The organism is Arthrobacter sp. 4R501 (assembly GCF_002929755.1).
GTDB lineage: Bacteria > Actinomycetota > Actinomycetes > Actinomycetales > Micrococcaceae > Arthrobacter.
Genome location: NZ_PJIW01000003.1, coordinates 160,732 through 177,531 on the forward strand (window position 1 = coordinate 160,732; position 16,800 = coordinate 177,531).

18 protein-coding genes and 1 riboswitch are annotated in these 16,800 nt (G+C 66.1%); of the genes, 10 read left to right on the forward strand and 8 right to left on the reverse strand.

Translation table 11 applies throughout. The features are described from left to right. The first annotated feature begins 55 nt into the window (after nt 1-55). A riboswitch (cyclic di-AMP (ydaO/yuaA leader) is annotated at nt 56-228 on the forward strand. A gap of 3 nt (nt 229-231) precedes the next feature. Then, a complete protein-coding gene (locus tag CXR02_RS03730; RefSeq protein ID WP_104060780.1) occupies nt 232-1,071 on the forward strand; it encodes a LysM peptidoglycan-binding domain-containing protein in 840 nt (279 codons plus the stop codon). Between the two features lie 69 nt (nt 1,072-1,140). Here CXR02_RS03730 and CXR02_RS03735 read toward each other — a convergent pair whose 3' ends face one another. The 3 genes from CXR02_RS03735 to ribA all read right to left on the reverse strand — a co-directional run bounded on the left by CXR02_RS03735 (nt 1,141) and on the right by ribA (nt 5,654). Next, nucleotides 1,141-2,604 carry a YdiU family protein gene (locus tag CXR02_RS03735; RefSeq protein WP_104060781.1) on the reverse strand — a complete coding sequence of 488 codons (1,464 nt, stop codon included), beginning with the start codon at nt 2,602-2,604 and terminating at the stop codon, nt 1,141-1,143. Between the two features lie 125 nt (nt 2,605-2,729). Next, nucleotides 2,730-3,707, reverse strand: a complete 978-nt coding sequence (locus tag CXR02_RS03740) for a dienelactone hydrolase family protein (RefSeq protein ID WP_104060782.1) — start codon at nt 3,705-3,707, stop codon at nt 2,730-2,732. Between the two features lie 72 nt (nt 3,708-3,779). Further along, on the reverse strand, nt 3,780-5,654 hold the full coding sequence (ribA, locus tag CXR02_RS23150; RefSeq protein WP_104060783.1) for a GTP cyclohydrolase II RibA: 1,875 nt from the start codon (nt 5,652-5,654) through the stop codon (nt 3,780-3,782). 128 nt (nt 5,655-5,782) lie between these two features. On the opposite strand from ribA, the gene CXR02_RS03750 reads away from it, so the two are divergent. Then, nucleotides 5,783-6,280 carry a MarR family winged helix-turn-helix transcriptional regulator gene (locus CXR02_RS03750; RefSeq protein ID WP_104060784.1) on the forward strand — a complete coding sequence of 166 codons (498 nt, stop codon included), beginning with the start codon at nt 5,783-5,785 and terminating at the stop codon, nt 6,278-6,280. Nucleotides 6,281-6,374: 94 nt separating this feature from the next. Here CXR02_RS03750 and CXR02_RS03755 read toward each other — a convergent pair whose 3' ends face one another. Beyond that, the gene (locus CXR02_RS03755) at nt 6,375-6,905 is read right to left on the reverse strand and encodes an ANTAR domain-containing protein (protein ID WP_104060785.1); all 531 of its coding nucleotides are present in this window, start codon (nt 6,903-6,905) and stop codon (nt 6,375-6,377) included. Between the two features lie 325 nt (nt 6,906-7,230). Between CXR02_RS03755 and CXR02_RS03760 the strand changes: the two genes are divergently transcribed. Beyond that, a complete protein-coding gene (locus tag CXR02_RS03760; RefSeq protein ID WP_104060786.1) occupies nt 7,231-7,866 on the forward strand; it encodes an NAD(P)/FAD-dependent oxidoreductase in 636 nt (211 codons plus the stop codon). Continuing rightward, on the forward strand, nt 7,866-8,294 hold the full coding sequence (locus CXR02_RS03765; RefSeq protein ID WP_104060787.1) for an FAD-dependent monooxygenase: 429 nt from the start codon (nt 7,866-7,868) through the stop codon (nt 8,292-8,294). The genes CXR02_RS03760 and CXR02_RS03765 overlap by 1 nt, the downstream gene beginning before the upstream one ends. A gap of 6 nt (nt 8,295-8,300) precedes the next feature. Here CXR02_RS03765 and CXR02_RS03770 read toward each other — a convergent pair whose 3' ends face one another. Next, nucleotides 8,301-9,035, reverse strand: a complete 735-nt coding sequence (locus tag CXR02_RS03770) for an NUDIX domain-containing protein (protein ID WP_104060788.1) — start codon at nt 9,033-9,035, stop codon at nt 8,301-8,303. Nucleotides 9,036-9,138: 103 nt separating this feature from the next. Here CXR02_RS03770 and CXR02_RS03775 point away from each other — a divergent pair, with 103 nt between their 5' ends. The 4 genes from CXR02_RS03775 (at nt 9,139) to CXR02_RS03790 (ending at nt 12,724) form a co-directional block, all read left to right on the forward strand. Then, a complete protein-coding gene (locus CXR02_RS03775; protein ID WP_104060789.1) occupies nt 9,139-10,200 on the forward strand; it encodes an SPFH domain-containing protein in 1,062 nt (353 codons plus the stop codon). A gap of 9 nt (nt 10,201-10,209) precedes the next feature. Further along, the gene (locus tag CXR02_RS03780) at nt 10,210-11,106 is read left to right on the forward strand and encodes an NAD(+)/NADH kinase (RefSeq protein ID WP_104060790.1); all 897 of its coding nucleotides are present in this window, start codon (nt 10,210-10,212) and stop codon (nt 11,104-11,106) included. Nucleotides 11,107-11,237: 131 nt separating this feature from the next. Next, nucleotides 11,238-12,095, forward strand: coding sequence for an SDR family NAD(P)-dependent oxidoreductase (locus CXR02_RS03785; RefSeq protein WP_258060741.1), 858 nt, complete (start codon nt 11,238-11,240; stop codon nt 12,093-12,095). Further along, complete coding sequence (locus tag CXR02_RS03790; protein WP_104060791.1) at nt 12,068-12,724, forward strand: GyrI-like domain-containing protein; 657 nt, start codon at nt 12,068-12,070, stop codon at nt 12,722-12,724. The genes CXR02_RS03785 and CXR02_RS03790 overlap by 28 nt, the downstream gene beginning before the upstream one ends. A gap of 32 nt (nt 12,725-12,756) precedes the next feature. Here CXR02_RS03790 and CXR02_RS03795 read toward each other — a convergent pair whose 3' ends face one another. Next, entirely contained in the window at nt 12,757-13,575 is an 819-nt protein-coding gene (locus tag CXR02_RS03795; RefSeq protein WP_104060792.1) for a CPBP family intramembrane glutamic endopeptidase, read from the reverse strand. A 205-nt stretch (nt 13,576-13,780) separates the two neighbouring features. Between CXR02_RS03795 and CXR02_RS03800 the strand changes: the two genes are divergently transcribed. Beyond that, nucleotides 13,781-14,251: a DUF4383 domain-containing protein gene (locus CXR02_RS03800; protein WP_104060793.1), complete on the forward strand. Its 471-nt coding sequence runs from the start codon at nt 13,781-13,783 to the stop codon at nt 14,249-14,251. A gap of 147 nt (nt 14,252-14,398) precedes the next feature. Next, the gene (locus CXR02_RS03805) at nt 14,399-15,928 is read left to right on the forward strand and encodes an FAD-dependent oxidoreductase (RefSeq protein WP_104060794.1); all 1,530 of its coding nucleotides are present in this window, start codon (nt 14,399-14,401) and stop codon (nt 15,926-15,928) included. A gap of 7 nt (nt 15,929-15,935) precedes the next feature. Here CXR02_RS03805 and CXR02_RS03810 read toward each other — a convergent pair whose 3' ends face one another. Further along, nucleotides 15,936-16,331 carry a hypothetical protein gene (locus CXR02_RS03810; protein ID WP_258060743.1) on the reverse strand — a complete coding sequence of 132 codons (396 nt, stop codon included), beginning with the start codon at nt 16,329-16,331 and terminating at the stop codon, nt 15,936-15,938. Nucleotides 16,332-16,333: 2 nt separating this feature from the next. Next, nucleotides 16,334-16,717 carry a cupredoxin domain-containing protein gene (locus CXR02_RS03815; RefSeq protein WP_104060796.1) on the reverse strand — a complete coding sequence of 128 codons (384 nt, stop codon included), beginning with the start codon at nt 16,715-16,717 and terminating at the stop codon, nt 16,334-16,336. Nucleotides 16,718-16,800: the final 83 nt, after the last annotated feature.

Genomic DNA, 16,800 nt, shown 5'->3' on the forward strand with positions numbered 1-16,800 from the left:
CGGTGGCCCGGCTCAAGCCGGGACATTCCCGCCAGTATGCCGAGCCCTGCCGCTGACCGGGATCCAGTCGCTTTCCAGCTGGCAGGGACGGGGGACCCACGTTTCCACGGCTTTTCGAAGCCTCGGGGGTTAAGTCGGTATCGCTCCGTCCCGTGCGGCGGCGCTACCGGCCGGGTATCTCCGACCCGAACCCGACAGCTCACCCCGCAGGCATGGGAGAGGCGATCAACCGTGTCCAAGAATTCCGCTGCCGCACGCCTTCGTGCGGTTCCTGCCCGCTCTACCGTCCTAGTTGGCCTGTCCACTGCGGCCAAAACACACCCCCTGACGTTTGGCCGGCCGGCCCTGGTGGCTGTTGCTGCATCCGGCCTGCTGTTCAGCATTGGCGTCCCGGCTCAGGCCGGCGTCCACGGCCCGGACAACTCCGGGACTGCCAACACTCAGGTCCAGACCAGTGCGGCGGCAGCGGCTCCGGCCGCTGTTGCTTCGACTTCCGCTGCAGCAGCCACCGCCGCGGCCAACGTCCACACAGTCGTTTCGGGTGACACACTGGGCCAGATTTCCGCCGCCAACGGCGTCCCGCTCAACGACGTCCTTGCCGCCAACGGACTCTCGCTGACCAGCATCATCTACCCCGGCGACCAGATCCGGATCCCCGGCGCCGGCTACACCGCACCGGCTCCCGCGGCGGCGCCGGCTTCCCCCACCAACACCGGCATAAGGCTGGCCTCAACGTCCGCACCGGCGGCCCAGGCTCCGGCCGGCTCGCTCGGCGCGGCCATCCTGGCTTCCGCCAACTCCCAGCTCGGCATCCAGCAGGACTGCACCGCCATGGTGGAGAAGGCGCTGCGCTCGGTGGGTAAGAGCGTGGGTGACCTGGCTCCCGGCCAGTTCTTCCAGTACGGCCCGGTGGTGGGCACACCGGCCGCAGGGGACCTGGTCATCACGGCCGGCCATGTGGGCGTCTACGCCGGCAACGGCCAGGTTGTCAGTGGCGGGGTGGACGGTTACAAAACCGAAGTGCACTCCATCAGCTGGCTCGCCGGAGCGTCCTTCGTCCGCGTAGCGTGATCCGACCATGCTCGACGGCGGCGGGCGGCACCCAGCCCCGCGCCGCCGTCGTCCATCCCTGGTGTTCTCTCAGGTCCCGCAGAAGGTCCGATAGCTCCCGAAGTCTTCAGGGGCGGGGCCGGCGTAGCGTTCCAGCCCGGGGCGCTGCGTGTACGGATCGGCCAGGACGTCCACCAACCGGTTGAATGGGTCCAGGTCGCCGGCGATAGCAGTGTCAAGGGCCTCTTCAACCAGGTGGTTCCTGGGGATGTAGACGGGGTTGACCCGCTCCATCAGGTCCGCGTCCGGCGCCAGGGCCAGCCACTGTGCCGCCCAGGCGTCGAAGGCTTCCGGGTCCGCAAACGTGGACCGCGCAGTTTCCGGCGTACCGCGGGCTGCCGAGCCGAGGCTCCGGAAGAAGGACGTGTAATCCACCTGGCCTGCCTGAAGCAGGCCCAGCACGCCGTCCACCAGGGGCGACGCGACGTCGTCGTGCGTGTCCGGTCGCAGCCCAAGTTTGGCTTTCATGCCTGCTGACCAGGCCGCGCTGTAGAGAGCGCGGAAGTTGCCGAGGGATTCAACGGCGAGCGCCACGGCCTGGTCCTGGTCTTCATGGAACAGGGGCAGGAGTGCTTCGGCGAGCCGGGTGAGGTTCCATTCGGCGATGACCGGCTGGTTGGCGTAGGCGTAGCGTCCGTCCGCGTCGATGGAGCTGTAGACCGCGCCGGGGTTGAAGGCATCCATAAACGCACAGGGACCGTAGTCGATGGTCTCGCCGGAGATGGCCATGTTGTCGGTGTTCATCACGCCATGGACGAAGCCCACCAGCATCCATTGCGCCACCAGGGACGCCTGCGCGGCTATGACCGCCTCGAAGAACGCGAGATAGGGCTTGTCGGCGAGCGCCGCGTCCGGGTAATGGCGGCTGATGGCATGATCCGCCAGACGGCGCAGAAGGTCCGTCTCGCCGTTGACGCGGGCGAACTGGAAGCTGCCGACCCGCAGGTGGCTGCTGGCCACCCGGGTGAGCACGGCCCCGGGCAGCATGGTTTCGCGGCGGACGGGCCGGCCCGTGGCCACCACGGCGAGGGACCTCGTGGTGGGGATGGCCATGGCGTGCATGGCTTCGCTGACGATGTACTCGCGCAGCATGGGACCGACGACGGCGAGACCGTCACCCGCGCGGGCGAACGGTGTCCGGCCGGAGCCCTTGAGGTGGATGTCCCGAAGCTGCCCGTGGATGTCCGCGACCTCCCCCAGCAGGAGGGCCCGCCCGTCGCCGAGCAGGGGTGAGTAGCCGCCGAACTGGTGACCGGCATAGGCCTGGGCCACCGGTGTGGCACCGTCAGGAATCTGGTTGCCGATGAGCAGCCGCGTCCCCTCGGGCGTCCGCAGCCAGGACGCGTCGAAGCCCAGCTCGGTGGCCAACGGCTCGTTCAGGACCAGCAGCTGCGGGTCAGGTGCTTCCTCCGCCTGCCAGGGAACCGCCAGCTCCCCGAGTTCGCGGGCGAAACGCCCGCCGAAGGTGAGCGTTAGTGGGATTGCGGTGCTCATGCTTCAAGACTACCCGCGGCCGCGACTGAGTGCCCCGCCCTCCCAACTGAGTAGCGCTATCTGTCGTTCTGGAGGCTCAAAACGTCAGATAGCGCTACTCAGATCAGCCGTGCTGGCGTCACCCCTCAGACGTGCTGTCCGAACCAGACGAGGGTGTCGTTCCAGGCAGCCGTGGCCTGGGTTTCGTTGTAGCGCTCGCCGGTGTCGTTGTGGAAGGCATGGTCGACGCCGGGGTAGACGGTGAGCTGGTGCGTCACCGTGGTGGCGTCCAGGGCATCGCGGAGGCCCGGCATCGCGCCGGTGATCCGGGCGTCGCGTTCGGCATAAACCCCGAACACCGCGGCCTTGATGGCCGGCACCTTGTTCAGGTCCGGCGCCGGACCATAGAACGCCGCGGTGGCCTTCAGCCCGGCCAGCTCGGTTGCCGCCTGCCAGGTAATGCCGCCGCCGAAACAGTACCCGTTCATGGCGATGCGTCCGGAGTCCACGAAGTCCTGGCCCTGAAGGTAGTCAAAGGCCGCCGCGAAGTCAGCAACATGGCGTTGGGGGCCGGCGCTGGTCAGTGCACCCGAGACGGCATCGGAGTCAAGGCTGGCGGTGCCGCCTTCCCTGCTCAGCAGGTCAAGGGCCAACGCCGCGTACCCGGCCTTGGCAAAGCGGCGGGCAACGTCCTGGATGTGCCGGGTCAGGCCGCGGTTCTCGTGGCAGACCAGCACGGCCGGGCCGGCTGCACCGGATTCGGGCCGGGCGAGGTAACCAGTGATCTCGGTTCCGTCGGCCGGGAAGCGGACGGTCGCCGTCGTAAGCCCCGCGGCGCCCTCCGGGACGGAGAGCGGACTCTTGGACCGCGGAACAGCACCGGCAGAAGCGGTGCCGGTGCCCGCCGTCGCCGATGATGGCGTGGGTGTGGGCATGGGGTCGGTGCTGCGTGGTACTTCCTCGGGGGTGCATCCGACGAGCAGCATCGCAGCAGAGGCCGCCGCCATGCTTCCCGTGATGAATGCGACCCGGCGGGTAAAGGTGCGGTGCGTCATTGCGCCGGCGCGGTAGTCGTCGAAGAATTCCTCGATCAGGTAGCGTTCAAACTTTCCAAGCTGGAGCATGGTTGACCTCCTCGAGTGAGGCTCATATCCTTCTCCGAAGCCGGCGGTCCTGCAAGGGTCCCATGCGCCCGGTCAGAACTGCTCCGCCGGGATGGACAGGCCGAGATCGAGAAGTCCGCGGCCTGCCTGTTCCAGGATCGGATCCATGGTCAGCGAGGCGTGGTTGAGCAGTACATTGACATCGCGCTGGATCCGCTGGAGCGGGTGCGTCAGCCGGTGCACACTTCCGCCGGAGCCCGTCAGGATGAGGCGGACAGCCTCGGCCGACGCCGCGCCGCTGAGACCGAGGGAAAGCCGGTACTGTGCCCGCTCCCCATCCGTGAAAGCGACCGGCCGCCGGCCGTAGGAAGCGGCCACCACCCGGACAGCTTCCTGCCAGTGCAGCCGCGCAGTCGCCACCTGCCCGAAGGCCTGCGAGAACCGGGCCTGCGCGAGCGGCGAATCCGCCTGCCGCGCCTGCGTTGTCTGCTTGACCTTGCGCACCATCATCAGGTCCCGGAACACCTCGATGGCGTGCTCAGCGGCCCCCAAAGCAGCTGCCGGGGCAACCATGTTCAGGAATGTGGCCATGGGGATGTGGATGTTCGGATCCGGATGGATGCGGCTGCCGGGGTTGTCCGCGGCGGCCAGGAGGTTCCACTCCAGAGCGCGGTGCGCGGGGACAAAAAGATTCTCCGTCCGGAGATCGTTGCTTCCTGTCCCTCGCAGGCCGGCCGTGTGCCAGACGTCCAGGAGGTCAAGATCGGACACCGGGACCAGGCACTGTAGGCGGATCTCGCCGTGCTGCACAGCCAGGAGCGCCCAGTCGGAGTGCATAACGCCGGAGGCGAAGCTCCAGCGGCCCGAGATAATGAACCCGCCGGGAGCCCTCTCTGCCGTACCTGGAGGGGCGCCGGTGGCGGCGGCCAATGGGGCCGGCCCGTTGGCGAAGACTTCGTCCTGGGCTTCCCGTGGCCAGCGGGCCAGCATCCAGACATGTTCCACCAGGTGCCCGACGCTCCAGGCCGTGGAGACACAGCCCCGGGCAAGGCGGCGAACCACCTCCACGTAGGTTTCCAGCCCCATGCCGAAGCCGCCCACAGCCTTCGGCGCAAGCATCTGGAACACACCTGCTGCCTCCAGTTCAGCCATGGTGGCTTCCGGAATGCGGCGGATCTCCTCGGCTTCCGCTGCACGCTCCCGCAGCCGGGGAACGAGGGCATCCACCCGGGCTAGCAGCTCGTCGTGCGTCGGAACGGCCACAGCCGCCGCGGTCGGCATCACGGCCGGGAGCACCTCTTCAGGAAGCTCAATGGTGTGCGCTGTATGGCTGCGCTTCGCGGCCAGGTAGCGGTGGTTCGCCTCCGAGAGGTGCACGCCGGTGGGGACCTGCTCCGAGACGTCAACGCCGAGGGCCGTCAGCTGCCCTACTTTGTCCGGGTTGTTGGTGAGGAGGCGGATCCGGCCGGCGCCAAGCGCTCCGAGCATCTGGGCGGCGGCGCTGTAGTCCCGCTCGTCCTCGCCGCGACCCAGGGCAACGTTGGCTTCGTAGGTATCCAAGCCGGTGTCCTGCAGGGCATAGGCGTCGAGCTTGGAGTACAGGCCGATGCCGCGCCCTTCCTGCCGGAGGTACAGCAGGAAGCCCCCGACGGCGGCAATCTCCTCGACTGCCTCGCGCAACTGGGGTCCGCAGTCGCAGCGCTCGCTGCCGAACACGTCGCCGGTGAGGCACTCGCTGTGCAGTCGGACCAGCGGGGCCGTACCTTCCGGGCCCTGGTCCAGGAGCGTCTGCTCCCATTCGCCGAGCGCGAGCAGCAGGTGCTCCTTACCGTCGGCCAGCCCATGGAAAGTCATGATCTCGGCTGTGGCCGCGAAGCCATCAGGGAAGCGCAGCGGGACGGTGACCTGGCTGCGGACGGCGGCCGGTTGTTCGAATGGCCGCGCGACGGTCTCGGACATGACGGTCATCTGGACTCCTCAGGAAGTCTGAAAGTACTTGAATGTTGAAGTAAACGGTACTGGTCATTAGTTCACGATGCAAGTGATTTAGCGGAAACAAAACTTCATTCTTGAAGTAAATGCCTTAGGCTTGCCCTATGGAAAATTCCGTCGAACCCCGCTGGCTGAGCAGCGATGAACGTGAGGTGTGGCTGACCCTCGTGGGCATCATGATGAAGCTGCCCGGCGCCCTGGATGCCCAGCTGCAGCAGGACGCCGGCATAAACCACTTCGAGTACATGGTCCTGGCCGGCCTGTCCGAGGCTCCCGCCCGCACACGCCGGATGAGCGACCTCGCAGGTTTCACCGAGTCCGGGCTCCCCCGCCTGTCCCAGGTTGTGAGCCGGCTGGAGAAGCGGGACTGGGTGCATCGCTCCACGGACCCTGCCGACGGACGCATCACGCTGGCCACACTCACCGACGAGGGCTGGGCGAAGATCACCCGAACCGCTCCGGGGCACGTGGAAGCAGTCCGGGCGCTCGTGTTTGATCCCCTCACGAAGGCGCAGTCGCGCCAGCTGGGGAGCATCGGCAAGCGCATCATGGGCGCCATCGACCCAGAGGACCGCTGCCTGCGTGAAAGCGCCCCGCTCTAGGATGAGCAGGGCGCCTTCGAACGGTCAGGCGGAAACGGTCTTCAGCCCCGGGCGCTTCTTATGTCCGCTGGCAGGCGGCGCGTGACATCACACGTCAGTGGTCGTCCGCGGAGGCGACAATCTCTGCCGCCAAATCGCGGATACTGACGTTGCGGGTCCGTGATGCACGGAAGAGCCACTCAAGCGCAACATCGTAGCTGCACCGTTCCTGGCCGATGATGACACCCAGCGCGAGATCTGTCGGCGTCCGCGAAGCCATGGCCGCCCTTAGGTTCTCCTCAGTCTCCTGCAGTGACACGATCCGGAGGACGAGGCGCAGTCCCTTCGACGCCTCGGCGGCCAAGGCATGGGCTGCTGCCATGGCGTCCCGGCCGAATCCGTGCGGCCTGGAGCTGTAGAAGATCATTCCTGCGCTGGCCTGGCCCTCCAAATGCAGCCGCAACGCCAGGAGCGACAGCATCTTCTCGCACCGGGCGGCTTCGACGAAGCTGAGCCAGCGCTCCTCGGATCTCAGGTCCGTGACCGAGACGATTCCTACCTCCAGCGAGGCAATAACTTCCGGCCCTTCACGGTCTCTGGTCTGCTCGTCCTCGAGGCTTCGGCTGCGTTCGTCCGAGCCGCCCATGACAGGGGCACCTGAGGGCCGGAGTACTGTGATTCCGTAGGACACGTCCCCGAAAACCGCGCAAGCTCGTCCGCGCAGAACACCGACAGGTTCTCAAGAAACCCGGAGAGCTCCGCGGAATTCAACACAAGGTCCTGGATGTGCCGCGTGATCTCGGCGGTTTCATGAGGGGGGCTCGCGCAGCCATTTTGGACACCTCCGGGATGCTGGGGTGGTTCCACGCCCAGCTGGACGGGCACCGCACACTGCCTAACGGTCATCCCAGCGTTCCCGTCCACCCAAACGGGAGCAATGACCGGCTAGGTGGAGTCTGTAGCCTTGAGGCGTGGGACATTCAGCGGTCATCATCGGCGCGGGCATCAGCGGCCTGAGCACGGCACGGGCCCTGAAACGTCACGGCTGGTCAGTGACAGTCTTGGAGCAGGCTGCGGCCCTGCCGACGTCGGGCACCATGCTGGGCATGTGGCCGGCTGCCATGAAGGCCCTCGATGATATCGGTGTTGACGCCTCGCGCCGCACTGATGGCTGGGCGCACAATGCTGCCGGCGCAGGAACCCGGCTCTGGACGCAGGCCGGGCGGACGTTGCTGACAGCCCCCGGGGGCGCCGACCTGAACCTGGTCTCCCGGCCCGCCTTGCTCGCCGCGCTTGCCCGGGACATCGACGTCAGCTTCAACACGCAGGTCGTCGACCCGGGCCAGATTGACGATGCAGCGCTGGTGGTCGGTGCAGATGGCACGTTCAGCCGCACCCGGCAGCGGATGTTCGGTGACCGGTTCCGCGCCCGTTCCCTTGGAGCCGTCGCCTGGCGGGCACCGTCAGGGGCGCCGGGGCCGAATACGGCGAGACTTGGGCCCCCGGGGCACTGTTCGGCATCACGCCGGCAGGTCCTGATGCGACGAACTGGTATGCATGCATCCGCGCCGATCGGACGTTTGACGGACCACACCTGCCGCACATAATGAACCATTTCGGCACCTGGCACCGCGGGGTGCGGGACCTGATCGGCAGGATCGAAGAGAATGCAGTCCTGCATCACGGACTCTTCGAGGCGCCGAAGTTGCATTCGTTCGTCACCGGGAACACTGCGCTGGTGGGCGACGCCGCCCACGCAATGGCGCCCTTCCTTGGACGCGGGGCCTGCGAGGCCATCGTTGATGGGGCCGCACTGGGGCGGGCCATGGCACAGGCCTCCTCTGTCGAGGCGGGTCTTGCCGCGTTCAATAAGGAACGCCGGGCGCGGACTCAGCGGCTGGTGCTCGCCTCACGCCTGATGGGCCAATTCGCCATGATGGATACCGGCTCAGGAATCCGCAACGCCGCAGTTGGTACCGTCGGGCGGCTGGTGAAGCCCAAGCCACGGCGGGATCCCAAGCTCCCTCGCCACTAAGAGTCGTCAGTCACGCGGGCGCATGAGCGGCGGATTCAGCACGGCATGCGTGGGCTGACCTGCTGTCGGGCGGGCTGTTTCGGCGAGCCTGAAGAGAGCCGCGGGGCGGCCGGCGTCGCCCACAGTCATCCGCCCGGTGCTCTCCAGAAAACCAGGTGTTCCAGTGGCCTTCCGGTGGAAGTTCCTGGGGTCGAGGCGTGTACCCCAGACGGCCTCATAAACAGCACGGAGCTGTGCCACGGTAAATTCCTCACCGCAAAAGGCCGCCGCCAACGGCGAGTATTCGAGCTTTGATTTCGCCCGTTCCAGGGCATCGGCGAGGATCCGCTCATGGTCGAAGGCGAGCTGCACTTCGCCTCTGAGGACCTGGCTGACCGGATACCAGCCAGCATGCTCGGCGTCGCTCCCGGCGGACAGCACCGGGAAGTTGGGCGCGAGCAGCAGGTGAGCCACGGTAAGCACATCACCGCGCGGATCGCGCCCCTTCGGGCCATAGCTCCCCAACTGCTCCAGGTACCCGGGGACGTGCCCGACGCCGGTCTCTTCAGCAAGTTCGCGGGCCGCAGCAGACGACAGGTCCTCGCCAGCCAGGACAAAACCGCCCGGGAGGGCGAGCGTTCCGCGGAACGGTTCAATGAGCCGGGTGATGAGCAGGACGTTCAGGGTGTCGTCGGCCACGGTGAGGGCGACGACGTCGACCGTCACCGGGAAGCGCGCGTGCTCCGGGTGGGATTCAGGCATGTCCCCATCCTAGGAACTTATCGTCATCTTGACAATAACTTCCGGCGGCGCCTATCGTTTGATTATCGTCAAAGTGACGACAAGAACCGTTGAGGAGAATCCCATGGCCAGCATCAAGAACTACCCCTGGATCAGCCACTTCCTGGGCAGCCCCACCGGCTACGTCGTCCACCTCCAGAAGGGCTCGGTCCGCCATGAAGGAGTGGGCCAGGCGTTCTGGTACCGCCCCGCGGTCTCCGTGCTCAGCGAGGTTCCCGTCGATGACCAGGAACTGCCCACTCTCTTCCACGCCATCACCCGGGACCACCAGGACGTAAGCATCCAGGCGAACGTGACCTACCGCTTCGTCGACCCCGTGGCCGTCTCCAGTCGCCTCGACTTCGGCCTCCAACAGGCCGGTGCGGGTCCCGCGACCGGCAGGGACCAGGTGGCCACCATCATCGGCCAGCTGTGCCAAAGCCACGCCATCGACCAGATCGCCACCACCACGCTGGCCGAGGCCCTGGAGCGGGCTGTCAGCCAGCTCCGCACAGTCCTTACCGACGCGCTGCGCTCGGACGCCCGGCTCCTGTCCACCGGCATCGAGATCCTTGGCGTGCAGGTCCTGGCCGTCCGGCCGGAGTCGGACGTTGAGAGAGCCCTCCAGACGCCGGTCCGCGAACAGCTCCAAGCCGAAGCAGACCGCGCCGTCTACGAACGCCGGGCCGTCGCCGTCGAACGTGAACGGACCATTTCCGAGAACGAAATGGCGAGCCAGATCGAACTGGCCACCCGCCGCGAACACCTGGTGGCCCAGGAAGGCGCCAACGCACGGCGTGCGGCCGAGGAAAGGGCGGCCGCAGGACTGATCGACGCACACGCTTCAGCGGAACGCCAGGGCATCAGCGCCGACGCCGAAGCGAACCAGATCCGGCTGCTGGGCGAGGCTGCTGCGGCACGCGAGGCCGCCACCATGGAGGTCTACCAGGACGTGGACCAGGCCACGCTTCTGGGCTTGGCCCTCCGCGAGGCAGCCGGTTCGCTGCCCAACATCGGGAACCTTACCATCACCCCGGACCTGCTGAGCGGGGCGCTGGCCGGGCTGCTCCGGGAGCCAGTGGGCGGCACGGCCTTGGCTGATGCAGGCCGCATAGCTGCAGGCACCACCGGCAACGCCGGGAAGTAGGATCCCGGCATGGCAAATCCACGCCTTGTCATCGTCCACCGACGGACCGAGCTCCAGGAACTGCTGGACCGGCACGCCACGCGCGGCCAAGCCGAATTCTTCCTCCGCACGCGGGGACGCAACATCCAGGATGTCCAGGGGCGACATGACAGGATCACAGTCGCGCTGGAGACGGTCCGGGCCGCAGTCCCGGCCGAATGGCGTCACACCGAGGTGGAGCGCACGGACCTCAGCCGCTTCCTGCTCACAGCGGAGGACATCGTCGCCGTGGTGGGCCAGGACGGGCTGGTGGCCAACGCGGCCAAGTACCTCAACGGCCAGCCGGTCATTGGGGTCGATCCGGAGCCCGGAGCGAATCCCGGCGTCCTGGTCCGGCACACGCCCAACGGGGCAGCAAAGCTGCTCCGGGATGCTGCCCTGGCCGGGCCGGAACGGCTGAACAGCCAGGAGCTCGCCACTGTCACAGCACGCCTCGACGACGGGCAGGAACTCTCGGCGCTCAACGAAATCTTCATCGGGCATGCCTCGCACCAGTCGGCCCGTTACCAGCTCACCACCCCGGACGGCCGGACCGAACGGCAGTCCTCGTCCGGGCTGATCATCTCCACCGGCACCGGGGCCACGGGCTGGTGCGCTTCCATCGCCCTCGAGCGCGGAGGACGCGCCCTGCCGGCGCCAGCCGACCCCCAGCTCGCGTGGTTCGTCCGCGAGGCCTGGCCCTCCCCCATCACCGGAGCCTCCCTGACGGAGGGGGTGCTCGAGGCTGTCGAGACACTCCGGATCACCGTGGCATCCGACCAGCTGGTGGTGTTCGGCGACGGCATGGAATCAGACCGCCTGACGGCATCCTGGGGCCAGGAAATCACGGTGCGCTTGGGCGAAAGGCCGCTGCGGCTGGTGGTGTAAGCAAGTTGTCTGGTCAATCCGGTTCGCGTGTGTTGTGATTTTGACTAGTCGAGGAATAGCGCCGGAAATCCCCGGCTCCGCGGCGGCCTCATCGTTACGACAAGATAGCAACGCGTCAGGAGGCGGGGGCGATGGCATCCATGGACGGAACCGTGGCACTGGTGACAGGCGCGGCTGGCGGCTTGGGAGGCGCTGTCGCATCCGGCCTAGCACGAGAGGGTGCCCTGGTGGTCGTGGCGGGGCGCTCAACAACCCGGGCGAGCGAGGCGATGGCGGGCATCCGCCGGCTGGTTCCCGGCGCCAAACTTGAACCACTGCTCGGTGACCTCTCAGACCAGTCCTCGATCCATGCGGCGGCGGCTGAGTTCCTGTCCCGCCACGACCGGCTCGACGTGCTGGTCAACGCAGCGGGCGTGTTCCGCAAGGAGCGTCAGGTAACCCGCGATGGGCTCGAAGTGACCTTTGCCACCAATGTGATGGCCTACTTCCTGCTGACGAACCTGCTGCTGGACGCGCTCACGCACCACGCAGCCGCACCACCCAGCAATTCCCGTATCGTCAACATCGCGTCCCGGTATGGCAATGCAAGGCTGAACTTCGACGACCTCCAGACTGCAAGCGGCAAGTACAGCTACCTTCGCTCGACGCCGCCCACAATGCTGGCCAGGGTTCTGCTCACGCAGGAGTTCGCTGAGCGTCTGCGCGGCTCAGGCGTGGTCGCCAATGCCGCCCATCCGGGACTGGTCAAGAACACGACGCTGCTGCAGGACGTCGGGGGCCCATTCCGCTGGATCACGAACACGTTCGGAGCACCGGCAGAAAAGGCGGCGGATACACCGCTCTGGCTCGCCACCTCACGCGAAACAGCGGGAGTCTCAGGAAAGCTATGGGCCAAGCGCAAGGAGCTCCCGACACCCGGAATGGGATCGGACCCCGAAGCCCGGAAGCGCTTGTGGGACGCATGCGCGCGCCTGGCCGGGATGCCGTGAACGGTGGCAATGTGAAAGATGAAGACCTGCGGGCCAGGCTGAAGGAGTTGTACCTGCCACCCGTCACCGATTTCGTCCTGGTGGACGTGCCAGAAATGCGATTCGTTATGGTCGACGGGCGAGGCGGGCCAGACAGTCCTGCGTTCGCAGACGCCATCAAGTGGTTATATGCAGTCATCGACCCCATGAAGCCTTTCGCCAGAGAACAAATGGGCAAGCACTTCGTAGAACCACCGCTGGAAGGCCTTTGGTGGGCGGACGATATCCAGGACTTCATGCACGGAAACCGAGACAAGCTGAACTGGCGGATGATGATCGTCTTTGAACCGGGCTGGCTGACGGCGGCGATGTTTGAGGATGCCGTGGATAAGGCGAAAGCAAGCATGGGTGAGCCGCCGTCCAGCCTGCGGCTCGAAAGCCTTCACGAAGGCCTGTGCGCCCAGATCATGCACGTGGGGCCGAACAGCGGGGAGGTGCCGACCCTTGCCAGGCTGCACAGTAAGTTCCTGCCTGCCCATGACCTGGCTCCAAACGGGAACCACCATGAGATCTACCTGGACGACCCCAAGCGAGTGGCTCCGGGGAAGCTAAGGACTGTGCTGCGGCAGCCAGTACGTCCATCGGGATAGGCCAAGGTACGACCGCTCCACGCAAGCAGGCGTCAATACAAGAAGATCGGCAGCCAGTCGCGGTTGTGCGCGTGCACGAGTGCGAGGAACAGCACAAAGTCGAAGACTAAGTGCACCGTCACAACATAGGTGAACGACTTGGTCAGCTTGAAGGTGTATCCCTGCAGCAGCGCGAACGGGAAAGTTAGGAGCGGTCCCCAGGCCATGTAGCCGATCTCCCACAGAAAGGACGAGAAGACCACGGCCTGCAGGATGTTGGCGAGCCAGTCCGGGAAGTGCCGCCGGAGCAGCGTGAACGTGGTGCAGATGAAGAACAGTTCGTCCCAAATTCCAACCGCGTTGACGCCGAGAAAGAGGCGCCAGAAGATGGTGGGATCGGACGCGTCCGGCCAGTTCTGATACACCCCCGTGCGGATCAGGTAGACCGGCAGGATGAGGTAGCCGAGGGCCACAACAGCGATCAGGTACAGCTTTGCGCTCAACGGCCATTTGCGGCCCGTGTTCACCGGAAACTTGATGATCCTCTCGCGGTAGGCGAAACGGGACACCAGCCACGGCACCAGCACGGCCAACGCGAGGGCACCACCCATGAGCGTAATGTGCGGGATGCTCAAATCAGCGTTCAGCGGAACCAGGCTGATGATCACCATTCCCGCCGCAATCAGCGCGAGGTGCCGTAGGAATTCGCGGTCGATGACTGCGGCCGTGACGAGGCTCAACGCAAGCACGCCGTAGCCCATGAGGTCATTCTCGACACCGAATAGCAGCACTCCGGACACGGAGAGCAGGACCGCTGGCACCAGTTTCCAGGTGAGCGCGGTACGGGGTGGTTCGGTCAAGATCGAAGTCACCCTACCAGCATGTCAGCGACGGCGACGTCTGGGAAAGATGGCCGCTGCGGTCAACCCCTGGGCGAGGCCCCCAAAGCACTGTTACCCCTGCCCACTGGCAGTTTTCCGGAGTACGATGTGGGCGTCGGCAGGATTCCTGCGACTCCTTGCCGCAAGGCCGGCTCTCCATCTGAAGAGCCGGCAACCAGCGCGAAAGGGAGACAAAATGACTACCGCGTCACACCCTGCCCAACACCACATGATGGGGTTGACACTTCACAACACCGCCATCGGTATCGGTGCAGTTTTCCTGCTGGTTGGAGTCCTCGGGTTCATCCCGGGAATCACGACCAATTACGGCGCCATGACCTTCGCGGGACATGAGTCCGGGGCCATGCTTCTTGGCGTCTTCCAAGTGTCAGTGCTGCACAACATCGTGCATTTGCTGTTCGGTGTGGCCGGGATCGTTATGGCCCGGACAAACCCGATGGCCCGCTGGTTCCTGCTCGGCGGCGGCATCGTGTACCTGGTCCTGTGGATCTACGGCCTGGTCATCGACCTGAACGCGGCGGCCAACTTCGTCCCGTTCAACACCGCTGACAACTGGCTGCACCTGGTTCTGGGCCTCGGCATGATCGGCCTGGGCCTCTGGCTGGGCAGGGATGCCATGGAGAAGACGAAGGGAAGCACCTCATAACTCCACGGTTCGTGGGAAACCGACGACGGCGGCCGTCCCCCGGGGTGCACAATCCTCGGGACGGTCGCCGTCAGTCCCTCGGCGTCGGCTGCTGCTGACGCAGCCTTAACACAGCCGAGCAGTACCGGGTGATCCTGAGGTGACGCAGTGAATGACGCATCGAACAGTGGACGGCCGGAAGGTGAACCCCGCTCCCTCTGGGTCGCTACCGCCGGAACCACCGATTATCCGGTCCTACCGGGGGATCTGGAGGTGGACGTCGCGGTCATCGGGGCCGGCATCGCCGGGCTGACCGCAGCGTTGGCGCTCAAACGCACCGGCCGGACCGTCGCGGTCATTGAGACCGCCCGCGTCGGAACCGGCGTCACCGGCCACACCACCGGCAAGGTCACCTCCCTTCACCGCCTTGCCTACACGGAACTTGCGCGCCGACACGGCAACGACACCGCGCGTATCTACGGGGAGGCCAACCAGGCCGCAGTCGAACACGTCGCGCAACTCGTGGCCGCCGAAGCCATCGACTGTGACTTCCGCCGCGTCGCCAACTACACCTACGCCGAATCCGACGACGCGCTCAGCCTTGTGCGCGCCGAAGCCAGCCTTGCCGCCCGCCTCGGCCTGCCCGCCGCTTTCACCACCGACGTGCCGCTGCCCTTCCCGGTCGAGGGTGCGGTCCGATTCGACGGGCAGGCGCAAATCCATGCCGTGAAATACCTCCAGGGTCTCGCCCGCGCGGTCAACGGTGAGGGCAGCTTCGTCTATGAGCAGACCCGGGCGCAGCAGGTCCACGATGGTTCCCCGGCCGTCGTCGATACCGAACACGGCACCGTCCGGGCCCGCGGCATCATCGTCGCTACGAATGTGCCCTGGGGCGGCCAGGGCCTGTTCTACCTGCGGTCTCATCCGCACCGCTCCTACCTCGTCGCCGGCCGCGTGGACACGCCACCGCTGGACGCCACGTTCATCAGCGCCGACGAACCGATGCGATCCATTCTGACCACCAGCGTCAACGGCACAAGCTACGTGCTCACCGGCGGCGAGGGCCACCGCGTGTCCGAGCCCGGCGACACAGCCGCGCGTTACCGCAGACTCGCCACCTTCGCCCACGACCGCCTCGGTGTGGACAAAATCGCCTACCGATGGTCAACACAGGACGGCATCCCGCTCGACGGGCTGCCCTACGCCGGACTCATGTCCCCCACCGCCAAACACGTGTACGCGATCACCGGCCTGCGCAAATGGGGCCTAACCAACGGAACCGCGGCCGCGCTCATTCTCGTTGACACCCTCAGCGGCCGGGAGAACCCTTGGGCCTCGGTGTTCAACAGCAACCGGATTACGCTGGCAACCAGCGCGAGACGGTTCGTGCAGGAGAACACCAAGACCGTGGCAGCTGTCCTGGCCGGCAAACTCCGCAGCCGGCCCCGCCACTCGGACCTGTCGCCGGGAGAGGGGACAGTCATCACAGTCAACGGCGAGAGGACCGCCGTCTACAAAGACGCCGACGGGCAGGTCCACGCCGTCTCCGCCACCTGTACACACCTGGGCTGCACCGTCAGCTTCAACACCGCTGACGCCACCTGGGACTGCCCCTGCCACGGCTCTCGATTCTCCACCGACGGCACCGTCATCCAAGGACCCGCCGCCAAGAGCCTCCCACCCGCGCAGATGCCCTGATCCCCTGCTACTTGGCGGACCGGCGCTTGGGGGCGGTACGCACCAGGCCCACAGCGGCCAAGAGCGCTCCGGCTCCCTCAGCCACGGCGCTGAGGGACTTCTCAAAAAACCACACGGGCTCATACATGGCAGGGAAGGGTCCGAAGGCCGGGATATCCACATACCGGTACAACACCACGGCCACGAATGCGCTCAGGGCCACCACCAGGGCCAGGGCAAAGGAGGCTCTGCCGCCGCGGAACATAACCCACAGCGCCGCCAGCACCGCCGCCGCCGATTCGAGATAGAACAAGTTGCCTTGTCCGATTCCGCCAGGCGAGGCCGCCTGGTAACCGGGGGCCAGATATATATGTACCCCGGCATCGATGAACAATGCCAGTGCGGTCAGTACCCTCAGCGCCATGTTCATTTGATTATCAGCGTCCCGCGCATATTGGGGTGATAAGTGCAGAAGTAGGGGTAGGAGCCGGGTGCCGAGGGCGCCGTGAACGTGGCCGTCCCGCCGCTTCCGCGGACATCCACGTCAAATGCCTGGCCCTGGTCCGCGGTGACGGTATGGCCCGCTGAATCCATGTTGGTGACCGTGACAATTGTGCCCGGCGCAACGGTCAGCGGCGCGCCATACTCGAAGTCCTTGATGGTGATAACAGGCGCTCCAGGAGTGACCGCTCCCGTCGTCGCTGTCCCCGGCCCGGGGGACGCCGCGGGACTTCCGGTGCCGGAGCCGCAACCACCCAAAAGGAGCGCCGCCATCAGCAGCACCGTGGCCTTGGCCTGAATCGCTCTCACTGTGACCGTCCTCGACTCCGGAAAACCAGGGCCGGCCAGGCCCCGCCTGTCCCTATTATTGTGCGCGCATCAGACGGAAATGG